Raw genomic sequence first — 16,494 nt, 5'->3', positions numbered from 1 at the left:
TCACAGCGGCCTTCGCGTCAAGTCCTGTGCCTCTTGGTCGAGTTCAGGATCACGCGAAGGCCGCTCCCGTGTCCCGTGATCACCCGGACGAGTGATCACCGAGTCGGCCTGTTCGAGCCCGATGGATAAATCACAAGCTGAGGGCCGGCACCCGGTCCGGGGGCCGGGGCGGTCGGGCCCGCCCGCCGTCAGGCGAGGTCCAGCTCCGCGACGGCCTGGTCCCCGCTGAACTCGCCGGTCGGCCGGAAGCCGAGCTTCGCGTAGAACCCGCCGGGCCCGTCGTCGTCCGGCACGTAGGTGACGGTGACCCTGCTGCCGCCGCGCCGCCGGATCTCCTCGCCGACCTGCGCGACCGCGAACCGGCCGTAGCCCCGGCCCTGGGTGTCCGCGGCGATGTTGAGCCGCCACAGACCGGAGCGCGGGAGCTCGCCGGGCCGGTCCGGGTGGAAGGTGACGTCGAAGAAGGCCATCACGAACCCGACCAGCCGGTCGCCGTCGAGGATCAGCCGGGGCCAGGCGATCTCCCCGTGCGCGTAGGCCTCGGCCAGCGACTTGGCCACCGGCGAGACGAAACGCTCCTGGTCGGGGCGGACCTTCAGTTCCAGTGCCGCGTCGATGTTCTGCGGGGTGATCGGTTCCAGGCGCAGCGACGGTGATGACGTAGACATGGCGGCCACCCTAGTGAGCGGCTCCCCGGGCCGTCGCCCGGATTTCACGGCGCCGGCGTGAACACCAGCGACGCGTTGTGCCCGCCGAACCCGAAGGAGTTGGTGAGCGCGGCGGTGAGCCGCCCCCGGCGCGGGGCACCGGCGACCACGTCCAGCTCGACCGCCGGGTCCGGCACCTCCAGGTTGCGGGTGGCCGGCACCACCCCGTCACGCAGGGCCAGTACGGCGGCGAGCGCCCCCACCGCCCCGGCCGCGCCGAAGAGGTGACCGGTCATCGACTTGGTGGCGGTCACCACCGGGTGCCTCCCGATCGCCTCCAGGACGGACGCCGCCTCGACCAGGTCGCCCAGCGGGGTGGAGGTGGCGTGGGCGTGCACGTGGGCGACGTCCCGGGGCGAGAGCCCGGCCTCGGCCACCGCCCGGCGCATCGCCCGGACCTGCCCCTCGGCGGCGGCCCCGGTGATGTGGTGGGCGTCCGAGGTGACCGCCGCGCCGGCGAGGGTGGCATGGGCGCGGACCCTGCGGGCGGCGGCGAAGCCGGCCCGCTCCAGGACGACGACCGCCGCGCCCTCGCCGATCACGAAGCCGTCGCGGCCGACGTCGAACGGCCGGGAGGCCCGCCCGGGCTCGTCGTTGCGGGTCGAGTGGGCCCGGGCCTGGGCGAACCCGGCCAGCGGCAGCGGACAGATGCACGCCTCGGCGCCGCCGGCCACCACCACGTCGGCCCGGCCGAGCCGGATCAGGTCCAGACCGAGCGCGATCGCCTCCGCACCGGACGCGCAGGCGCTCACCGGGGTGTGCGCGCCGGCCCGCGCGCCCAGTTCGATCGACACCCAGGCCGCCGGACCGTTGGCCATCAGCATCGGCACGGTGTGCGGCGAGACCTTCCGGACGCCGGAGGCCTCCAGGACGTCGTCCTGGCCGAGCATGGTGAGGGCCCCGCCGGTGCCGGTGCCGATCACCACGGCCAGCCGCTCGCCGTCCACCTCGGGCGCCCCCGCGTCGGCCCACGCCTCACGGGCGGCGATCAGTGCGACCTGCTGGCAGCGGTCCAGCCGCCGGGCCTGCACCCGGTCCAGCACCCCGGACGGCTCGACGGCGAGCTGCCCGGCGATCCGGACGGGCAGACCGGACGCCCACTCCGCCTCGATCGGGCGGATCCCCGAGTCGCCGGCCAGCATCGCGGCCCAGGTCGAGGCGACGTCGCCGCCGAGCGGGGTCGTGGCGCCGAGGCCGGTGACGAGGACCGGCTCGGCGACGAGGCCGGCGGCACGGCCGGTGCGGTCGGCGCGGTCGGCGTGGCTAGTGCGGTCGGCGTGGTCGCGGTGGTTGTCGGTACCCATCCAGGACGCTCCGTGGTTGTGGTGAATGTTGTGAGGTCGACACAACCCGCCACATCGATGGATACGGGTCGCTCTCGCCTCTTCGGCCACACTGTCACGGTCGTGACGGGTGTTCAGGCAAGCAAGCCGACCGATTCGACCGGTGGGAGTTTGTCAGAATCCTCCACATCGGCACGGATGCCCCCACGGCCGGCGGAGGTCAGTCGACGTCCGTCCCGAGGAGGTCGCCGGTCCGGTGCTCCTGGAAGTACTGCGCCGTCCGGTCGTTGCGCACCGCCTCCCAGAGCTGGGCGGCCGGGCCTTCGTCCAGCAGCACGACGCTCTGCCCGTCCCGGGTGTCGAAGCCGCCGAAGGGCGCGTTCATGAACCGCACGTCGTCGGCGCGCAACGAGCGCAGGCTCCAGGCGAGCTGGTACAGGTCGGTGTTGGAGAGCCGGTCGTCGACCCCGACCACCTCGCCGACCGTGCCCAGCAGGCCGCCGAGCCTGGACGGGCTGGTCAGCGTGCCGGAGTCCATGACCTTCAGCATCAGCGCGCGCAGGAAGTTCTGCTGGCGCTTGGTGCGGTCGAGGTCGCCGCCGGGGAGGCCGTAGCGCTCGCGAACGTAGAGCAGCGCCTGCGCGCCGTCCATGTGGTGGGTACCGGCCTCCCAGGCGCGGGCCTCGCCGACGCCCTCGATGGTGCGCGGGACGGTGATGTCCACGCCGCCGACGGCGTCGGTCAGCGCGCGGAAGCCGTTCCAGTCGATCACGGCGACGTGGTCGATACGGATGCCGGTGAGGTTCTGCACGGTCTCGGTCATCAGCGCCGGGCCGCCCCAGGAGTAGGCGGCGTTCAGCTTGGCTTCGCCGTGGCCGGGGATCGGCACCCAGGTGTCGCGGGGGAGCGAGACCAGGGTGGCGGAGCGGCGGTCGTCGGAGAGGTGCAGCAGCATCATGGTGTCGCTGCGGGCCGCACCCGCCTGCCAGGCCGGGCCCTTGGCGGCGCTGCCGGTGGTCGGGGCGTCGGAGCGGGCGTCCAGGCCCACCAGCAGCAGGTTGAGGCCGCTCGCCGGGACCGGCCGGGGCTGGGCGGACTCCGGCGCGGTGGGGAAGGCGTCCGGGATCCGGTGGACGGAGGAGGCGTAGTGCTCGGCGGTCCAGTACAGGGCGCCGCACCCGCCGACGACGAGGACCAGCAGCATGGAGAGCGTCCAGAGCAGGACGCGCCGGGTACGGCGGCGCCGGGCCGGCGGCTCGGGAGTCTCGGGGCTCTCGGCAGTCTCGGGCCCCTCGGGGCTCTCGGGACCGGAGGCACCGGAGGCGGGCACGTCAGCCTCCCGGGCATCAGGGTCCCGGGCGTCGGGACCGGGACCGGGGGGACCGGTCGGCGGGGCGGTGGAGGCGCGCGGCTCGAACAGGCTCAGCCCGGACGGGGCCCGCACCTCCCCCGGACGCTCCGCCCCCGCCCCGCCCGTCACTTCGTCGTCCGTCCGACCGCCCACCCGTTCGCCATCCGCCACCATGCGCGCATTGTGCCGCCGGTCACAGTCGCCGCGCGGGGTTTCCGCCGAGCCTGCGCCCGCGCACGCGCCCCCTGCCCGGAAAGTGAGGCTGCGGCGGCCGAAACCGGAGGTCACCCGGGACGGCATGGGCCCGGCTCGTGCGGCCGGATAGCATCGGTGGGCGCGGCCCCCACCGGGACCGTCACCCTCAGCTCGTTCCGAAGGGGAAACCGTGACCCTCCGCATCTCCGTGATCGGCACCGGCTATCTCGGTGCCACCCACGCCGCCGCCATGGCGGAGTTCGGCTTCGAGGTGCTGGGCCTGGACATCGACCCGGAGAAGATCGCCACCCTGACCGCGGGCCAGGTGCCGATGTACGAGCCGGGCCTCTCCGAGCTCCTGCTCAAGCACGTGGCGGGACACGAGGGTTCGACCGGCCGGCTGCGGTTCACCACCTCCGCGAAGGAGGCTGCCGAGTTCGGCGACGTGCACTTCGTCTGCGTCAACACCCCGCAGCGCAAGGGCGAGTTCGCCGCCGACATGTCGTACGTCGACGCGGCCGTCGACGCGCTCGCGCCGCACCTGACCCGCCCGGTGCTGGTGGTCGGCAAGTCCACCGTCCCGGTCGGTTCGGCGAGCCGGCTGGCCGAGCGGCTGGCCGCACAGGCACCGGTCGGCGAGGCCGCCGAACTGGCCTGGAACCCGGAGTTCCTCCGTGAGGGCTTCGCCGTCCAGGACACCCTGCGCCCGGACCGGATCGTGATCGGCACCCGCGACGGCCGCGCCGAGCAGCTGCTGCGCCAGGTGTACGCGGAGCCGATCGCCGCCGGGGTTCCGTTCCTGGTCACCGACTACGCCACCGCCGAGCTGGTGAAGACCGCCGCCAACTCCTTCCTCGCCACCAAGATCTCCTTCATCAACGCGATGGCGGAGGTCTGCGAGGCGGCCGGCGCCGACGTCACCCAGCTGAGCAAGGCGCTCGCGCTGGACGAGCGGATCGGCGGCAAGTTCCTCAACTCCGGTCTCGGCTTCGGCGGCGGCTGCCTGCCGAAGGACATCCGGGCGTTCATGGCCCGGGCCGGCGAGCTGGGCGCCGATCAGGCGCTGACCTTCCTCCGCGAGGTCGACTCGATCAACATGCGCCGCCGCTCCCGGATGGTCGAGCTGGCCCGCGAGCAGTGCGTCGGTGGCTTCCTGGGCCGCCGGGTCGCCGTCCTCGGCGCCGCGTTCAAGCCCAACTCCGACGACATCCGGGACTCCCCCGCGCTCAACGTCGCCGCCCAGATCCAGCTGCAGGGCGCACAGGTCACCGTCTACGACCCCAAGGCGATGGACAACGCCCGCAAGATGTTCCCCGGCCTGACGTACGCCGGCTCGCCGCTGGAGGCCGCCGAGGGCGCGCACGTCGTCCTGCACCTCACCGAGTGGCAGGAGTTCCGCGAGCTCGACCCCGCCGAACTGGGCGCGGTGGTCGCCGAGCGCCGCCTCCTGGACGGCCGCAACGTGCTCGACGCCGACGCCTGGCGTGCCGCCGGCTGGACCTACCGGGCCCTCGGCCGCCCGAGCTGACCCGACCGGGACGGCGCCCCGGTCAGTGGGCCGCCCCGGTCAGTGCCCGATCGGCGCCCCGCCCACATCCGGACGGGGCACCGGCTGCTGCTACAGGTAGACGTCCGAGACCTCGAACGTCTGGACGCTCAGCGCACCACAGCCCGACCAGAAACGGCCGCCCTGGATCAGGGTGTCCTCGTAGTACCGGTAGCGCTGGCCGTCGCCGTCACCGACGCCGGTGACCCAGCGCTTGACGAGGGCGCCCTCCACCCCGGGCCCGCTGAACCGGGACAGGTCGAAGGTGAGCCACTGCGCGTTCTGGTAGTTGGCGGCGACGATGACCAGCTTGTGGTTGACGCCGTCGTACGCGGCGACCGCGTCGGGGTGCCCGGCGTCGATGATCCTCATACCGGGGCGGATGTGCCGCATGTACTGGGCGAGCACGTAGTACTTGGGGTTGACCTCCACGATCACTCCCTCGTCGAAGTTGATCGCACCGTGGCCGCGCCAGTCGAGGATCTGCCAGGCGACCCACGCGGTCGGGTGGAGCAGGCGCAGGTCGGCGTTGAGGTTCTGCGCGAGGGCCAGGCCGTGCCCCCACTCGTCGCCGTACTCCGAGAGCCAGATCCGCTTGCCGTCGGCCGACACGGCGTCGTACAGCCCGGCCCGGTCGCCGCCGAGCGCGTCGTAGCCGTGCACGTTGACCCGCCCGGTGGCCGCCTTCGTCGCGGCGTCGAAGGACGGGCTGGTCCAGGTGTTGAGCGCCAGCGCGGTGCCGTTCTCGTCGAGTCCCGCCACCAGCGTCCCGGTCAGGCCCCGGGCGTCGAGCTGGGCCCGCGTCAGCCGGATGAGCTCGGCCTGCTGGGCGTGCGTGTAGAAGCAGCCCTCCTGGATGGTGTCCATCAACGGCTTGTACCCCCAGTTCAGGCCGGGCTCGTTGACCGGCTGGACCGAGGCGAAGTCGATGCCCCAGTGGTCCCGCGCGTAGCGGGCCACCGTCGCCAGGTAGGCCGCGTGACGGTCGAAGTTGCCGTCCTGGAGGTTGCAGAGGCCGTCGGCGGCACCCTCGGGGTTGTCGTTCTTGAGCATCCACCACTGCGGCGAGTTGGCGAAGAGCTCGAAGGTGTCCACGCCGCGCTGCTTGGCCTGCTGGAGCACGGCCCGCTGTCTGGCGTCCACGGTCCAGTCGAAGCTGGACGAGTCCGGGTCGGCGGAGGACCAGTCGCGCTGGAAACCCTCGATCTTCTTGAGCCCGTCGAGCCCGCTGGTCGACTGCATCTGCCGACCGCCGACCGTGTAGTCGCCCGAAGCCCCGGCGCAGTACCGGACGATGTTCATGCCCAGACCCGGCAGCTGCTGTCCCAGGTACGGGACGGTGTTCCGGGTGAACAGGACGTCCGCCAGGTCCTCCCGCGGGCCGAGCTTGTTCGCCCACCAGGCCAGACTGGTGCCCCAGCCCTCCCACGTCCCCCACTGGACCGTCGGGTCGACGGTCGTACTGAAGTCCGCCCAGGCCCGGCCGGTTCCCGCCGCCATGGCCATCGCACCGAGTGGCGCTGCCACGAGACCGCGCAGAATCGTACGACGCTCCATCAAATCCCCCCAAACGTGCGCGCACGGACCCCCGGCGCGATCTGCATCGTGCACTACCGAAACCGCTGGAGCCTAGCCCACCGGAGAAGGCGGACGGGCGAGGGGCCGGTGAACGGGCGGAGAGCGTTCGACCGGCTCGCGCCGACAGGTCGGCCGCCTTGTGCCGGGCCGTCACCGCTCCCACACTGTGGAGGCGGCGGCCGGCCGGGCCGCCTCGGAGCGGGGGTGCCGTGGGAGCCGTGACCGTCCTGTTCATCGCCTCCGTCGTGGTGGTGGGCTACAACGTGTTCAGGGCCGCCACGGCCGTGGCGGCCCTCCGCCGGGCCGAACGGACCCCGAGGCGCTCGGGCTTCACCACGGGGCCCTACGAACTCGCCTACCTGGCGGAGCACCTGGCCGAGACCGCGATCGCCGTGATGCACCAGGAGGGTCGACTGACGGCGTCCCGCTCGGGCACGGTCACCGTCACCGATCCGGCCACCGCCGCCGAGATCGAGGTGCCCGCCGAGGCCACCGTGGTCCTCGCCGTCGGCCCGACCCGGACCCGCGGCCTGGCCGACCTGCTCGACGACCGGCGGCTCTCCGGGTGGCAGCTCTCCGAGGCGTCCGCGGAGCTCCACGACCGCCTGGTGGCGTCCGGTCTGCTCCGGGACCAGCGGCTGTACGCGAAGGCGCGGGCCGGTTACCAGTCGGCGCCCTTCGCGCCGGTCCTGGTCGGGCTGGCAGGGGCGGTCGCACTCTGGCAGGCGGATCTGCACGAGGGTCCGGTGCGACTGGTCCAGGTGGGCTTCGGGGTCGTGCTCGCGGCGGCCCTCGCTGTCGCCCTGTGGCCGCGGCCCCGGCCGAGCCGCACCACCGAGCTCGGCCGGAAGGTGCTGGCGCGGGCCCGGTCCTCCTCCGCGGGGGACTCCCCCGCCGTCCTCGTCGCGCTCGGCGGGCTCGCCGCGCTCCCGCCGGACCACCCGCTGGCGACGGCCGGGGCGGCCACCTACGTCCCGCCCGGGACCGCCCGGTAGGGGCCGGACGACCGGGGCCGGAAGGTCAGGGCCGGACAGGGCCTAACGGGTGGCCGGGCCGAGCCTCGGGATCTCGATGGCGGGGCACCTGTCCATCACCATCTCCAGCCCGCCGGCGCGCGCCCGCTCGTACGCGCCCTCGTCGATCACGCCGAGCTGGAACCAGACGGCCTTGGCGCCGATGGCCGCGGCCTCGTCCACGACCGGCCCGGCGAGGTCGGAGTTGACGAACACGTCGACCACGTCGACCTCGAAGGGGATCTCCGCGAGGGAGGCGTACCCCTGCTCGCCGTGCACCGTCTCCGCCTTCGGGTGCACGGGCACGATCCGCTTGCCGAAGCGCTGGAGCACCTCGGCCACCCCGTAGGCCGCGCGCCGCCGGTTGGACGAGAGGCCGACGACGGCCCAGGTGTCGCCCGTCTCGGTCAGGATCCTGCGGACCGTCTCCGGGTCGCCGTACATGCCGTGCCTCCTCGTGTCCCGCTGTGCCGGTGCTCTCGGGCTGTACCCGGCGCTCCGGGCGCCGGGGCCTCGTCATGCCCAGCGCAGCCCGGCGCCGGGTCATTCCCGCTCGCGGACGCCCGGGAGCCGGGCCCGGCGGGCGGACCCGCCAGGACCCGGCTCCCGGGCACGTGCCCGGGCCCGGCGCGGGGTCAGGAGCCGTCGAGCTGCCCGATGGTGGCGATCGACGGCGTCCGGCCAGCCGCGCGCAGCCGGGCACCGGCGGCCTCGGCGTCGCGCAGGACGCGGACCGCGTTGTGCCAGGTCAGCTTCCCGAGGTCGGTCTCCGACCAGCCGCGGCGCAGGAGCTCGGCGATCAGGTTCGGGTAGCCGGCGACGTCGTCGAGGCCGGACGGGAGGAAGGCGGTGCCGTCGAAGTCGCCGCCGATGCCGATGTGGTCGATGCCGGCGACCTCGCGCATGTGGTCGAGGTGGTCGGCGACGGTGGACGCGGTGGCGATCGGACGCGGGTAGGTCTCCTCGAACGCACGCTGGCAGGCCATGCCCGCGGGCGTCGTGTCGAGGTGGTCGAAGCCGTGGGCGACCATGTTCTCGTCGGCGGCGAGGGTCCAGTCGATGGCGGCGGGCAGGATGAACTTCGGCACGAAGGTGGCCATCGCCACGCCGCCGTTGCCGGGGAGCAGGCCGAGCACGTCGTCCGGGATGTTGCGCGGGTGGTCGCAGACCCCGCGGGCGGAGGAGTGCGAGAAGATCACCGGCGCCTCGGCGACCCGCAGGGCGTCGCGCATGGTGTCGGCGGAGACGTGCGAGAGGTCGACCAGCATGCCGAGCCGGTTCATCTCCCGGACGACCTCCTCGCCGAAGGCGGTGAGGCCGCCGGCGACCGCCTTGTCGGTGGCCGAGTCGGCCCACGGGGTGTTGTCGTTGTGGGTGAGCGTCAGGTACCGGACGCCGAGCGCGTACAGCGCGCGCAGGGTGGCGAGCGAGCAGTCGATGGAGTGGCCGCCCTCGGCGCCCATCAGGGAGGCGATCCGGCCCTCGGCGCGCGCGGCTTCGAGGTCGTCGGCGGTGACGGCGAGCCGCAGCCGGTCGGGGAAGCGGTCGACCAGGGCGTGGACGAAGTCGATCTGCTCCAGGGTCGCGCTGACGGCGTGGTCCCCGGCGAGCCGGGAGGGGACGTAGACGGACCAGAACTGCGCGCCGACCCCGCCCGCGGTGAGGCGGGCGAGGTCGGTGTGCAGACGGGCGCTCTGGTCGGCCGCCAGGTCGAGCGCGTCGAGGTCGTAGCCGACCTGCTCGCGCATCGCCCACGGGAGGTCGTTGTGACCGTCGACCACGGGGGTGTCGCGGAGGACGGCTCCGGCGCGCTCCAGCAGGGCCGGGGAGGCGGTGGAGGCGGAGGGATCCAGCAGCTCAGAGGTCATACGAGCTGTTGTATCCGATTTGCCTACTTCCCAAAGCCGAAGGAGGGGGAACCCGCCACCTTGGCCCGAAGCTTCCGGCCCTTCTCGGTCGCCTGGTTGTTCAGCTCGGCCTGGAAGTCCGTCATCTTCTCGGCCAGCTCCGAGTCGAACGCGGCCAGCATCCGCACCGCCAGCAGGCCCGCGTTGCGCGCGCCCGCCACCGAGACGGTGGCCACCGGCACGCCGGCCGGCATCTGCACGATCGACAGCAGGCTGTCCATGCCGTCCAGGTAGCGCAGCGGCACCGGCACGCCGATCACCGGCAGCGGGGTGACGGAGGCGAGCATGCCCGGCAGGTGGGCGGCGCCGCCGGCCCCGGCGATGATCGCCTTCAGCCCGCGCCCGTGGGCGCTCTCGCCGTACGCCACCATCTCGCGGGGCATCCGGTGCGCCGAGACGACGTCGACCTCGTAGGGGATCTCGAACTCGTCGAGGGCCTGGGCAGCGGCCTCCATCACGGGCCAGTCGGAGTCGGAGCCCATGACGATGCCGATCAGGGGCGCGGTGGGGGAGGTCATTCGGTGATCGTTCCTCGCAGGTAGGCGGCCGCGTGACGGGCGCGCTCACGGACGTCGTCGAGGTCGTCCCCGAAGACGTTGACGTGGCCGACCTTGCGGCCGGGCTTCACGTCCTTGCCGTACATGTGGATCCGCAGGCCGGGATCGCGGGCCATGCAGTGCAGGAAGGCGTGGTACATGTCCGGGTAGTCGCCGCCGAGGACGTTGACCATCACGGTCCACCGGGCGCGCGGGCGGGGGTCGCCGAGCGGCAGGTCGAGGACGGCCCGCAGGTGGTTCTCGAACTGCGACGTGACCGCGCCGTCCTGGGTCCAGTGGCCGGAGTTGTGCGGGCGCATGGCCAGCTCGTTGACCAGGATCCTGCCGTCCCGGGTCTGGAACAGCTCGACCGCCAGGTGGCCGGTGATGTCCAGCTCGCCGGCGATCCGCAGGGCCAGCTGCTGGGCCTCGTCGGACAGGGCCGGGTCGAGGTCGGGCGCGGGGGCGGTGACCTCGGCGCAGACGCCGTTCTCCTGGACGCTCTCCACCACCGGGTAGGCGACCGCCTGGCCGCTGGGCGAGCGGACCACGTTGGCGGCCAGCTCGCGGACGAAGTCGACCTTCTCCTCGGCGAGCACCGGGACGCCGGCCCGGAACGGGGCCGCGGCCTCCGTCTCGTCGTCGACGACCCAGACCCCCTTGCCGTCGTAGCCGCCGCGCACGGTCTTCAGGACGACCGGGTAGCCGGCGCCCTCCGCCGCGAACGCGGTCACGTCGGCCGGGTCGGCGACGAGCCGGTGCCGCGGGCAGGGCACGCCGATGGAGTCGAGCGTCGCCCGCATCACGCCCTTGTCCTGGGCGTTGACCAGCGCCTCCGGGCCCGGCCGGACGGCGATGCCGTCGGCCTGCAGGGCCCGCAGGTGCTCGGTCGGCACGTGCTCGTGGTCGAAGGTGATCACGTCGCAGCCGGCCGCGAAGCGGCGCAGGGTGTCGAGGTCGCGGTAGTCACCGAGGACGGTGTCGGAGACGACCTGCGCGGCCGAGTCCTGGGGGGTGTCGGCGAGGAGCTTGAACCGGATCCCGAGCGGGATACCCGCCTGGTGCGCCATGCGGGCCAGCTGCCCGCCTCCGATCATGCCGACCACTGGAAAATTCGCATTGCCCGGAGAAGTCACCCCGCCAGGATATCCGGGCCGGTCGGAGGGTGTGGAACCGCTCCGGCAGTCGGGGCGTCTACGGTTCGGGGCCCTTCGATACCGTACGGAGGGGCTGAGCCGATCGGCGGAACCGGGTAGCCTGGACGGCCAGGTCCTGGTACGCGTGATCCGATCATGTGCGTGCACGCAGGGCTCAAGGGGCCGACCGCGTTCACGCGCCGGGCCCCTTTCGTCCGCAGGCACATGGAGGCAGCCCGGTATGGCGACGACCACGGCGTCGAACCCCTCACTGGCGCAGAAACTGCGCGGCATGTCGGGCGAGGTGGTGAAGTTCGGCCTCGTCGGCCTCAGCGGCGTGGTGGTCAACTTCGTCGTCTTCTGGGTCTGCCTCAACGGCCTGCACCTCGCCTCGCTGCGCTCCAACATCGCCGCCACGCTGGTCGCGATCGCCACCAACTACCTGGGCTACCGCTACTGGCTGTACCGGGACCGCGACGCCGCCTCGCGCAAGCGCGAGATCACGCTCTTCCTGGTGTTCAGCGGCGCCGGCATGCTGATCGAGACCGGGGTGCTCGGCATCACGGTGTACGCGCTCGGGTTCTCCTCGCACTTCGAGCAGCTGGCCGCCAAGGTGGCCGGCCTCGCGCTGGGCACGGTGTTCCGCTTCGTCTCGTACCGGACCTGGGTGTTCAAGGCCGTCCCCGAGTCGACGACCGCGCCGTCGGCCGCGCCCGGGACCGTGCCCGCGCCCCTGGCCGAGGCGCTGGCCGAGACCGTCGCCGGGACGGCTCCGGCGGCCGGTGTGGTCGCCCAGGCCGAGCTGATGCTGGCCGCCCAGGAGATCCGGTACGCCAAGGCCGAGTAGCGGCCACACCCGGCCCGCCCGGGTGCCGCTCCTCCGCTTGCCCCGCCCGCTCCGGCAAGAGGAGAGTGGTGACCGAGGGCGAGCACGGCCGGCGAACGATCGAGTCCGAGGGGGAACCCAGGAGGCTCGTCATGGCGTTCGTCCAGATCATCGACTGCAGGACCGACAGGGTGGACGAGCTCAACGGTCTGATGGACCGCTGGGCCGAGCAGACCGAGGGCCGGCGGACGGTCGACCACGCGGTGCTGGCCACCGACCGGTCGGACCCCCGGCACGTCGTGGAGATCGTCGAGTTCGCGTCGTACGAGGACGCGATGCGCAACTCCCGGCTGCCGGAGACGGACCGGATCTTCCGCGAGATGGTCGCGCTCTGCGACGAGCCGCCCGCGTTCACCGATCTCGACGTGGTCCGGGAGGCCCGGTTCTGACCCGCCCCGTTCCCCGGGTCGCCGCCGCCGCCCGCCAGGCCCCGTCCGGGCCTAGACGTCGCGCCGGCTGCGGCCGAGGAAGAGTGCGAACACCGCGGGCCGCAGCGAGAGCAGCTCCAGCCGGCCGCCGTCGGCCTCCGCGAGGTCACGGGCGACGGCCAGCCCGATCCCGGTCGAGTTGCGGCCGCTGACCGCGCGTTCGAAGACCCGGTTGCCCAGTTCGGCGGGCACCCCGGGGCCCTCGTCCTGCACCTCGACCACCGCCGACGTCCCGGACGGCCGGACCCGCAGGGTGATCGTCCCGGCGCCGTGCATCAGCGAGTTCTCGATGAGGGTGGCCAGCACCTGGGCGACCGTGCCGGGGGTACCGACCACGGTCACCCCGTGCAGGCCCTCGACCTGGAGCACCCGTCCGGTGCCGCGCAGCGACGCGCCCCACTCCTCCACCTGCTGCTTGACGACGTCGTCGAGGTCGAAGGCCACGGCGGTGGGGCTGCGCGGGTCGCGCTGGGTGGTGAGCAGCCGCTGGACGACGTCGGTGAGCCGCTCGACCTGCTGGAGGGCGATGGTGGCCTCCTCCTTGACGGTGTCCGGGTCCTCGGCGAGCGCGGTGATCTCCTCCAGCCGCATGGAGAGTGCGGTCAGCGGGGTGCGCAGCTGGTGGGAGGCGTCGGCGGCGAGGCGGCGTTCGGCGGTGAGCATCCGGGCGATCCGTTCGGCGCTGACGTCGAGGACCTCCGCGACCCGGTCGAGTTCGGGCACGCCGTAGCGGCGGTCGCGCGGGCGCGGGTCGCCGGAGCCGAGCCGTTCGGCGGTCTCGGCGAGGTCGGTGAGGGGGCGGGCGAGCCGTTTGGCCTGCCAGACGGCGAGGGCGACGGCGGCCTGGACGGCGAGCAGCGCGACCACGCCGAGCAGCAGCAGCATGTTGGCGATCTCGTGGTCGACGGCGGCCCGGGACTGCTCGACGGTGACGGTCTCGCCGCTGACGCCCCGCTCGACCGCCTTGAGCAGGTGGTTCCCGTCGGGCCGGTGTCCGCTGGAGACGGTCGACTGGCCGGGGATGTCCACCTCGACGTACTGGCCCTCGGAGACCTGGTTGGCGAACTTGTCGCCGGTGACCGGCTCGTTGGCCGCCAGCCGGTTCTCCACCAGGGAGAGCACCCGGACGGCGGCCGCGTCCACCCGGTCCTGGGCGGAGCTGACGATGGTGCGCTTCTCCACCAGGGCGAGCGGGACGCAGAACACCACGACCACCACGAGGACGACGCCGAGCAGCGAGTTGATCATCCGGCGTTTCACGCTGGCGCTCCCCGTGGTGGTGCGAAGTGGTGGTGCCTGCCCGGGTGCCGGGGCATCGCGCCCCCGGGCCCTAGTTCTTCTCGAAGCGGAAGCCGACGCCGCGCACGGTGGCGATGTAGCGGGGGTTCGCGGCGTCGTCGCCGAGCTTCTTGCGCAGCCAGGAGATGTGCATGTCGAGGGTCTTGGTGGAGGTCCACCAGGTGGTGTCCCAGACCTGGCGCATGATCTCCTCCCGGGTGACCACCCGGCCGGCGTCGCGCACCAGGACCCGCAGCAGCTCGAACTCCTTGGCGGAGAGGGTGAGCTCCTCCTCGCCGAGCCAGGCGCGGTGCGACTCGATGTCGATCTTGACCCCGTGCGCCCCGGTGGTCAGCTGGTCGACGTTGCCGCGCCGGAGCAGGGCGCGGACCCGCGCGAGCAGTTCGGCGAGGCGGAACGGCTTGGTGACGTAGTCGTCGGCGCCGGCGTCCAGGCCGACCACCGTGTCGACCTCGTCGGCGCGGGCGGTGAGCACCAGGACGGGGCAGCTGCGGCCGTCGGCGCGCAGCCGGCGGCAGACCTCCAGCCCGTCCATCTCGGGCAGGCCGAGGTCGAGGACGACGAGGTCGACCTCCTCGCCGAGTCCGGCGGCGAGCGCGGAGGGGCCGTCCTCCCGGACGAGCACCTCGTAGCCCTCGCGGCGCAGGGCCCGGGCGAGCGGTTCGGAGATCGCCGGGTCGTCCTCGGCGAGCAGCACACAGGTCATGTGGTGATGGTAGTCCGCCCGGGTACGGCCGTTGCGGCCGTGAGGTAGTTCACAGTGCGTGATCGTTATACGGAGTGCGATCAAGCCTCAACCGACACGCCCGGCCCGGTCGTTCGGCGAAGATTCTGCTCTTGGATCTTGCAACTGAAGGAATTAAGGCTGCTCTACCATGGATAGATCCAGCGAATCTGTCGCCGACTTTGCTATCGGCATACCTAATTGCCGTGTTTTGTCAGCTGATGACGCCAAATATCGCCACGTAGAGTGGTTCCGTCCACGTCCGCCGCCACCCCCCTTGGCGGACGCTGTCAGGCAAGGAACCCACTACACATGGCGTCTACGACCCTGGAGTCCGGCGTACAGCCGGCCTCTCCCAGCGGCAAGACCTTCCTCGGGCACCCCCGGGGCCTCGCCACGCTCTTCATGAGCGAGATGTGGGAGCGCTTCAGCTACTACGGCATGCGTGCCCTGCTGGTGCTCTACATGACCGCCTCCGTCACCGACGGCGGCCTCGGCATGAAGCTCGCCGTCGCGAGCGCCGTCTACAGCGTGTACACGGCCATGGTCTACCTGCTGGCTCTCCCGGGCGGCTGGATCGCCGACCGCTTCCTCGGCGCCCGGAAGACCGTCGCCCTCGGTGGCTCGATCATCATGATCGGCCACTTCATGCTGGCCCTTCCGGCGAGCGTGTCGTTCTTCGCCGGCCTCGCGTTCATCGCGGTCGGCTCCGGCCTGCTCAAGGCCAACATCTCGACGATGGTCGGCCACCTCTACGACGGTCCCAACGACCCGCGTCGTGACGGCGGCTTCACCATCTTCTACATGGGCATCAACCTCGGTGCCTTCGCCGCCCCGCTGATCATCGGCACCATCGGCCAGGAGGTCGACTGGCACCTCGGCTTCGCCCTCGCCGGCGTCGGCATGGCCCTGGGCCTCACCCAGTTCCTGCTCGGCACCCGCCACCTGAGCGCCAAGAGCGACGTGGTGACCTCGCCGATCCCGCCCGCCGAGAAGAGCGCCATCTTCAAGAAGGCCGGCCTCTGGCTGGCGGTGGCCGCCGTCTTCTACGCGGTCGTCGCGCTGACCGGCCACTTCACCATCAACTGGGCGATCTGGCCGCTGTCGATCGCGGGCATCGCGCTCCCGGTCTTCGTCTTCGCCAAGGTGAAGCGGGACAAGGACCTCGACGAGACCGAGCAGTCCCGGATGAGCGGCTACATCTGGTTCTTCGTCGCCGCCGCCGTCTTCTGGATGATCTACGACCAGTCCGGCTCGACGCTGAACATCTTCGCCCAGGACAACACCTCGTCGACCCTGTTCGGCTTCGACTTCCCGTCCAGCTGGTTCCAGTCGCTCAACCCGCTGTACATCATGGCGCTGGCCCCGGTCTTCGCCTGGCTCTGGGTCCTGCTGTCCCGCAGGGCCAAGAACCCCAGCACCACCATGAAGTTCGCCTTCGGCCTGCTCATGATCGGCGCCTCGTTCATGGTCATGATGCTGGCGATGGCCGCCGCCTCGGGCGGGGCCAAGGTCACCCCGCTCTGGCTGGCGATGGTCTACCTGATCCAGACCGTCGGCGAGCTCACCCTCTCCCCGGTGGGCCTCTCCGTCACCACCAAGCTGGCCCCGGCCAAGTACGCCAGCCAGATGATGGGCGTCTGGTTCCTCGCGGTCACCGCGGGCGACTGCGTCGCCGCCATCTTCCAGCTCGTCCTCGGCGACGGGGTGGTCGGATCCACCTGGTACTTCGCGGTCCAGGGCGGCATGGCGGTCATCGCCGGCGTGGCCCTCGCGATGTACCGCAGGAAGGTCGTCCGGCTGATGGGCGACGTCCACTGACGACGCCCGGCCGCACCGCCTGACCGTCTGCCTCCGGGGCCGGCGCGGAGTCCCGAGCTCCGTGCCGGCCCCGGTCGCCGTTCC

14 protein-coding genes and 1 pseudogene are annotated in these 16,494 nt (G+C 72.3%); 5 read left to right on the top strand and 10 right to left on the bottom strand.

The window, feature by feature from the left end; genetic code table 11:
• Positions 1-188: 188 nt before the first annotated feature.
• The 3 genes from PUR56_RS26365 to PUR56_RS26355 all read right to left on the bottom strand — a co-directional run bounded on the left by PUR56_RS26365 (position 189) and on the right by PUR56_RS26355 (position 3,320).
• Positions 189-668 carry a GNAT family N-acetyltransferase gene (locus PUR56_RS26365; protein ID WP_329882745.1) on the bottom strand — a complete coding sequence of 160 codons (480 nt, stop codon included), beginning with the start codon at positions 666-668 and terminating at the stop codon, positions 189-191.
• 44 nt (positions 669-712) lie between these two features.
• Positions 713-2,011: a beta-ketoacyl-[acyl-carrier-protein] synthase family protein gene (locus tag PUR56_RS26360; protein ID WP_329950727.1), complete on the bottom strand. Its 1,299-nt coding sequence runs from the start codon at positions 2,009-2,011 to the stop codon at positions 713-715.
• 199 nt (positions 2,012-2,210) lie between these two features.
• Entirely contained in the window at positions 2,211-3,320 is a 1,110-nt protein-coding gene (locus tag PUR56_RS26355; RefSeq protein WP_329950726.1) for an LCP family protein, read from the bottom strand.
• Between the two features lie 406 nt (positions 3,321-3,726).
• Here PUR56_RS26355 and PUR56_RS26350 point away from each other — a divergent pair, with 406 nt between their 5' ends.
• A complete protein-coding gene (locus tag PUR56_RS26350; RefSeq protein WP_329882742.1) occupies positions 3,727-5,064 on the top strand; it encodes a UDP-glucose dehydrogenase family protein in 1,338 nt (445 codons plus the stop codon).
• A 90-nt stretch (positions 5,065-5,154) separates the two neighbouring features.
• Here PUR56_RS26350 and PUR56_RS26345 read toward each other — a convergent pair whose 3' ends face one another.
• Positions 5,155-6,609, bottom strand: a complete 1,455-nt coding sequence (locus PUR56_RS26345; protein WP_329950725.1) for a glycoside hydrolase — start codon at positions 6,607-6,609, stop codon at positions 5,155-5,157.
• 269 nt (positions 6,610-6,878) lie between these two features.
• Here PUR56_RS26345 and PUR56_RS26340 point away from each other — a divergent pair, with 269 nt between their 5' ends.
• On the top strand, positions 6,879-7,655 hold the full coding sequence (locus tag PUR56_RS26340) for a TIGR04222 domain-containing membrane protein (RefSeq protein ID WP_329882740.1): 777 nt from the start codon (positions 6,879-6,881) through the stop codon (positions 7,653-7,655).
• Positions 7,656-7,697: 42 nt separating this feature from the next.
• On the opposite strand, the gene PUR56_RS26335 is transcribed toward PUR56_RS26340, so the two are convergent.
• From PUR56_RS26335 to PUR56_RS26320, 4 genes are all read right to left on the bottom strand, one after another.
• Positions 7,698-8,117: a CoA-binding protein gene (locus tag PUR56_RS26335; protein WP_329882739.1), complete on the bottom strand. Its 420-nt coding sequence runs from the start codon at positions 8,115-8,117 to the stop codon at positions 7,698-7,700.
• 191 nt (positions 8,118-8,308) lie between these two features.
• A complete protein-coding gene (locus PUR56_RS26330; protein ID WP_329882738.1) occupies positions 8,309-9,541 on the bottom strand; it encodes a dipeptidase in 1,233 nt (410 codons plus the stop codon).
• Between the two features lie 23 nt (positions 9,542-9,564).
• Positions 9,565-10,098 (bottom strand): 5-(carboxyamino)imidazole ribonucleotide mutase, encoded by a 534-nt coding sequence (gene purE / locus PUR56_RS26325; protein ID WP_329882737.1) that lies wholly within the window; start codon positions 10,096-10,098, stop codon positions 9,565-9,567.
• The gene (locus PUR56_RS26320; protein ID WP_329882736.1) at positions 10,095-11,252 is read right to left on the bottom strand and encodes a 5-(carboxyamino)imidazole ribonucleotide synthase; all 1,158 of its coding nucleotides are present in this window, start codon (positions 11,250-11,252) and stop codon (positions 10,095-10,097) included. Before PUR56_RS26320 ends, purE begins: the two co-directional genes overlap by 4 nt.
• 241 nt (positions 11,253-11,493) lie before the next feature.
• Between PUR56_RS26320 and PUR56_RS26315 the strand changes: the two genes are divergently transcribed.
• Both PUR56_RS26315 and PUR56_RS26310 read left to right on the top strand, forming a co-directional pair.
• The gene (locus PUR56_RS26315; RefSeq protein ID WP_329882735.1) at positions 11,494-12,099 is read left to right on the top strand and encodes a GtrA family protein; all 606 of its coding nucleotides are present in this window, start codon (positions 11,494-11,496) and stop codon (positions 12,097-12,099) included.
• 131 nt (positions 12,100-12,230) lie between these two features.
• Positions 12,231-12,515: pseudogene (locus PUR56_RS26310) on the top strand (ester cyclase); the annotation flags it as partial.
• Positions 12,516-12,578: 63 nt separating this feature from the next.
• Here PUR56_RS26310 and PUR56_RS26305 read toward each other — a convergent pair.
• Together PUR56_RS26305 and PUR56_RS26300 are read right to left on the bottom strand one after the other, a co-directional pair.
• On the bottom strand, positions 12,579-13,826 hold the full coding sequence (locus PUR56_RS26305) for an ATP-binding protein (RefSeq protein ID WP_329882734.1): 1,248 nt from the start codon (positions 13,824-13,826) through the stop codon (positions 12,579-12,581).
• Between the two features lie 70 nt (positions 13,827-13,896).
• Complete coding sequence (locus PUR56_RS26300; RefSeq protein ID WP_030300686.1) at positions 13,897-14,571, bottom strand: response regulator transcription factor; 675 nt, start codon at positions 14,569-14,571, stop codon at positions 13,897-13,899.
• 330 nt (positions 14,572-14,901) lie between these two features.
• Here PUR56_RS26300 and PUR56_RS26295 point away from each other — a divergent pair, with 330 nt between their 5' ends.
• Positions 14,902-16,410 (top strand): peptide MFS transporter, encoded by a 1,509-nt coding sequence (locus PUR56_RS26295; RefSeq protein ID WP_329950724.1) that lies wholly within the window; start codon positions 14,902-14,904, stop codon positions 16,408-16,410.
• The last annotated feature ends 84 nt before the right edge of the window (positions 16,411-16,494 follow it).

It is taken from the genome of Streptomyces sp. BE303 (assembly GCF_036290945.1).
Taxonomy (GTDB): Bacteria; Actinomycetota; Actinomycetes; order Streptomycetales; family Streptomycetaceae; genus Kitasatospora.
Note: the sequence above shows the minus strand (reverse complement) of the source record. Positions and strands in the feature narration are given on the sequence as shown.

Excerpts from the sequence above, each read along its gene's own strand:
- PUR56_RS26365 (WP_329882745.1), bottom strand. The coding sequence starts at position 668 with ATGTCTACGTCATCACCGTCGCTGCGCCTGGAACCGATCACCCCGCAG.
- PUR56_RS26360 (WP_329950727.1), bottom strand. The coding sequence starts at position 2,011 with ATGGGTACCGACAACCACCGCGACCACGCCGACCGCACTAGCCACGCC.
- PUR56_RS26335 (WP_329882739.1), bottom strand. The coding sequence starts at position 8,117 with ATGTACGGCGACCCGGAGACGGTCCGCAGGATCCTGACCGAGACGGGC.
- PUR56_RS26330 (WP_329882738.1), bottom strand. The coding sequence starts at position 9,541 with ATGACCTCTGAGCTGCTGGATCCCTCCGCCTCCACCGCCTCCCCGGCC.
- purE (WP_329882737.1), bottom strand. The coding sequence starts at position 10,098 with ATGACCTCCCCCACCGCGCCCCTGATCGGCATCGTCATGGGCTCCGAC.
- PUR56_RS26315 (WP_329882735.1), top strand. The coding sequence starts at position 11,494 with ATGGCGACGACCACGGCGTCGAACCCCTCACTGGCGCAGAAACTGCGC.
- PUR56_RS26300 (WP_030300686.1), bottom strand. The coding sequence starts at position 14,571 with ATGACCTGTGTGCTGCTCGCCGAGGACGACCCGGCGATCTCCGAACCG.
- PUR56_RS26295 (WP_329950724.1), top strand. The coding sequence starts at position 14,902 with ATGGCGTCTACGACCCTGGAGTCCGGCGTACAGCCGGCCTCTCCCAGC.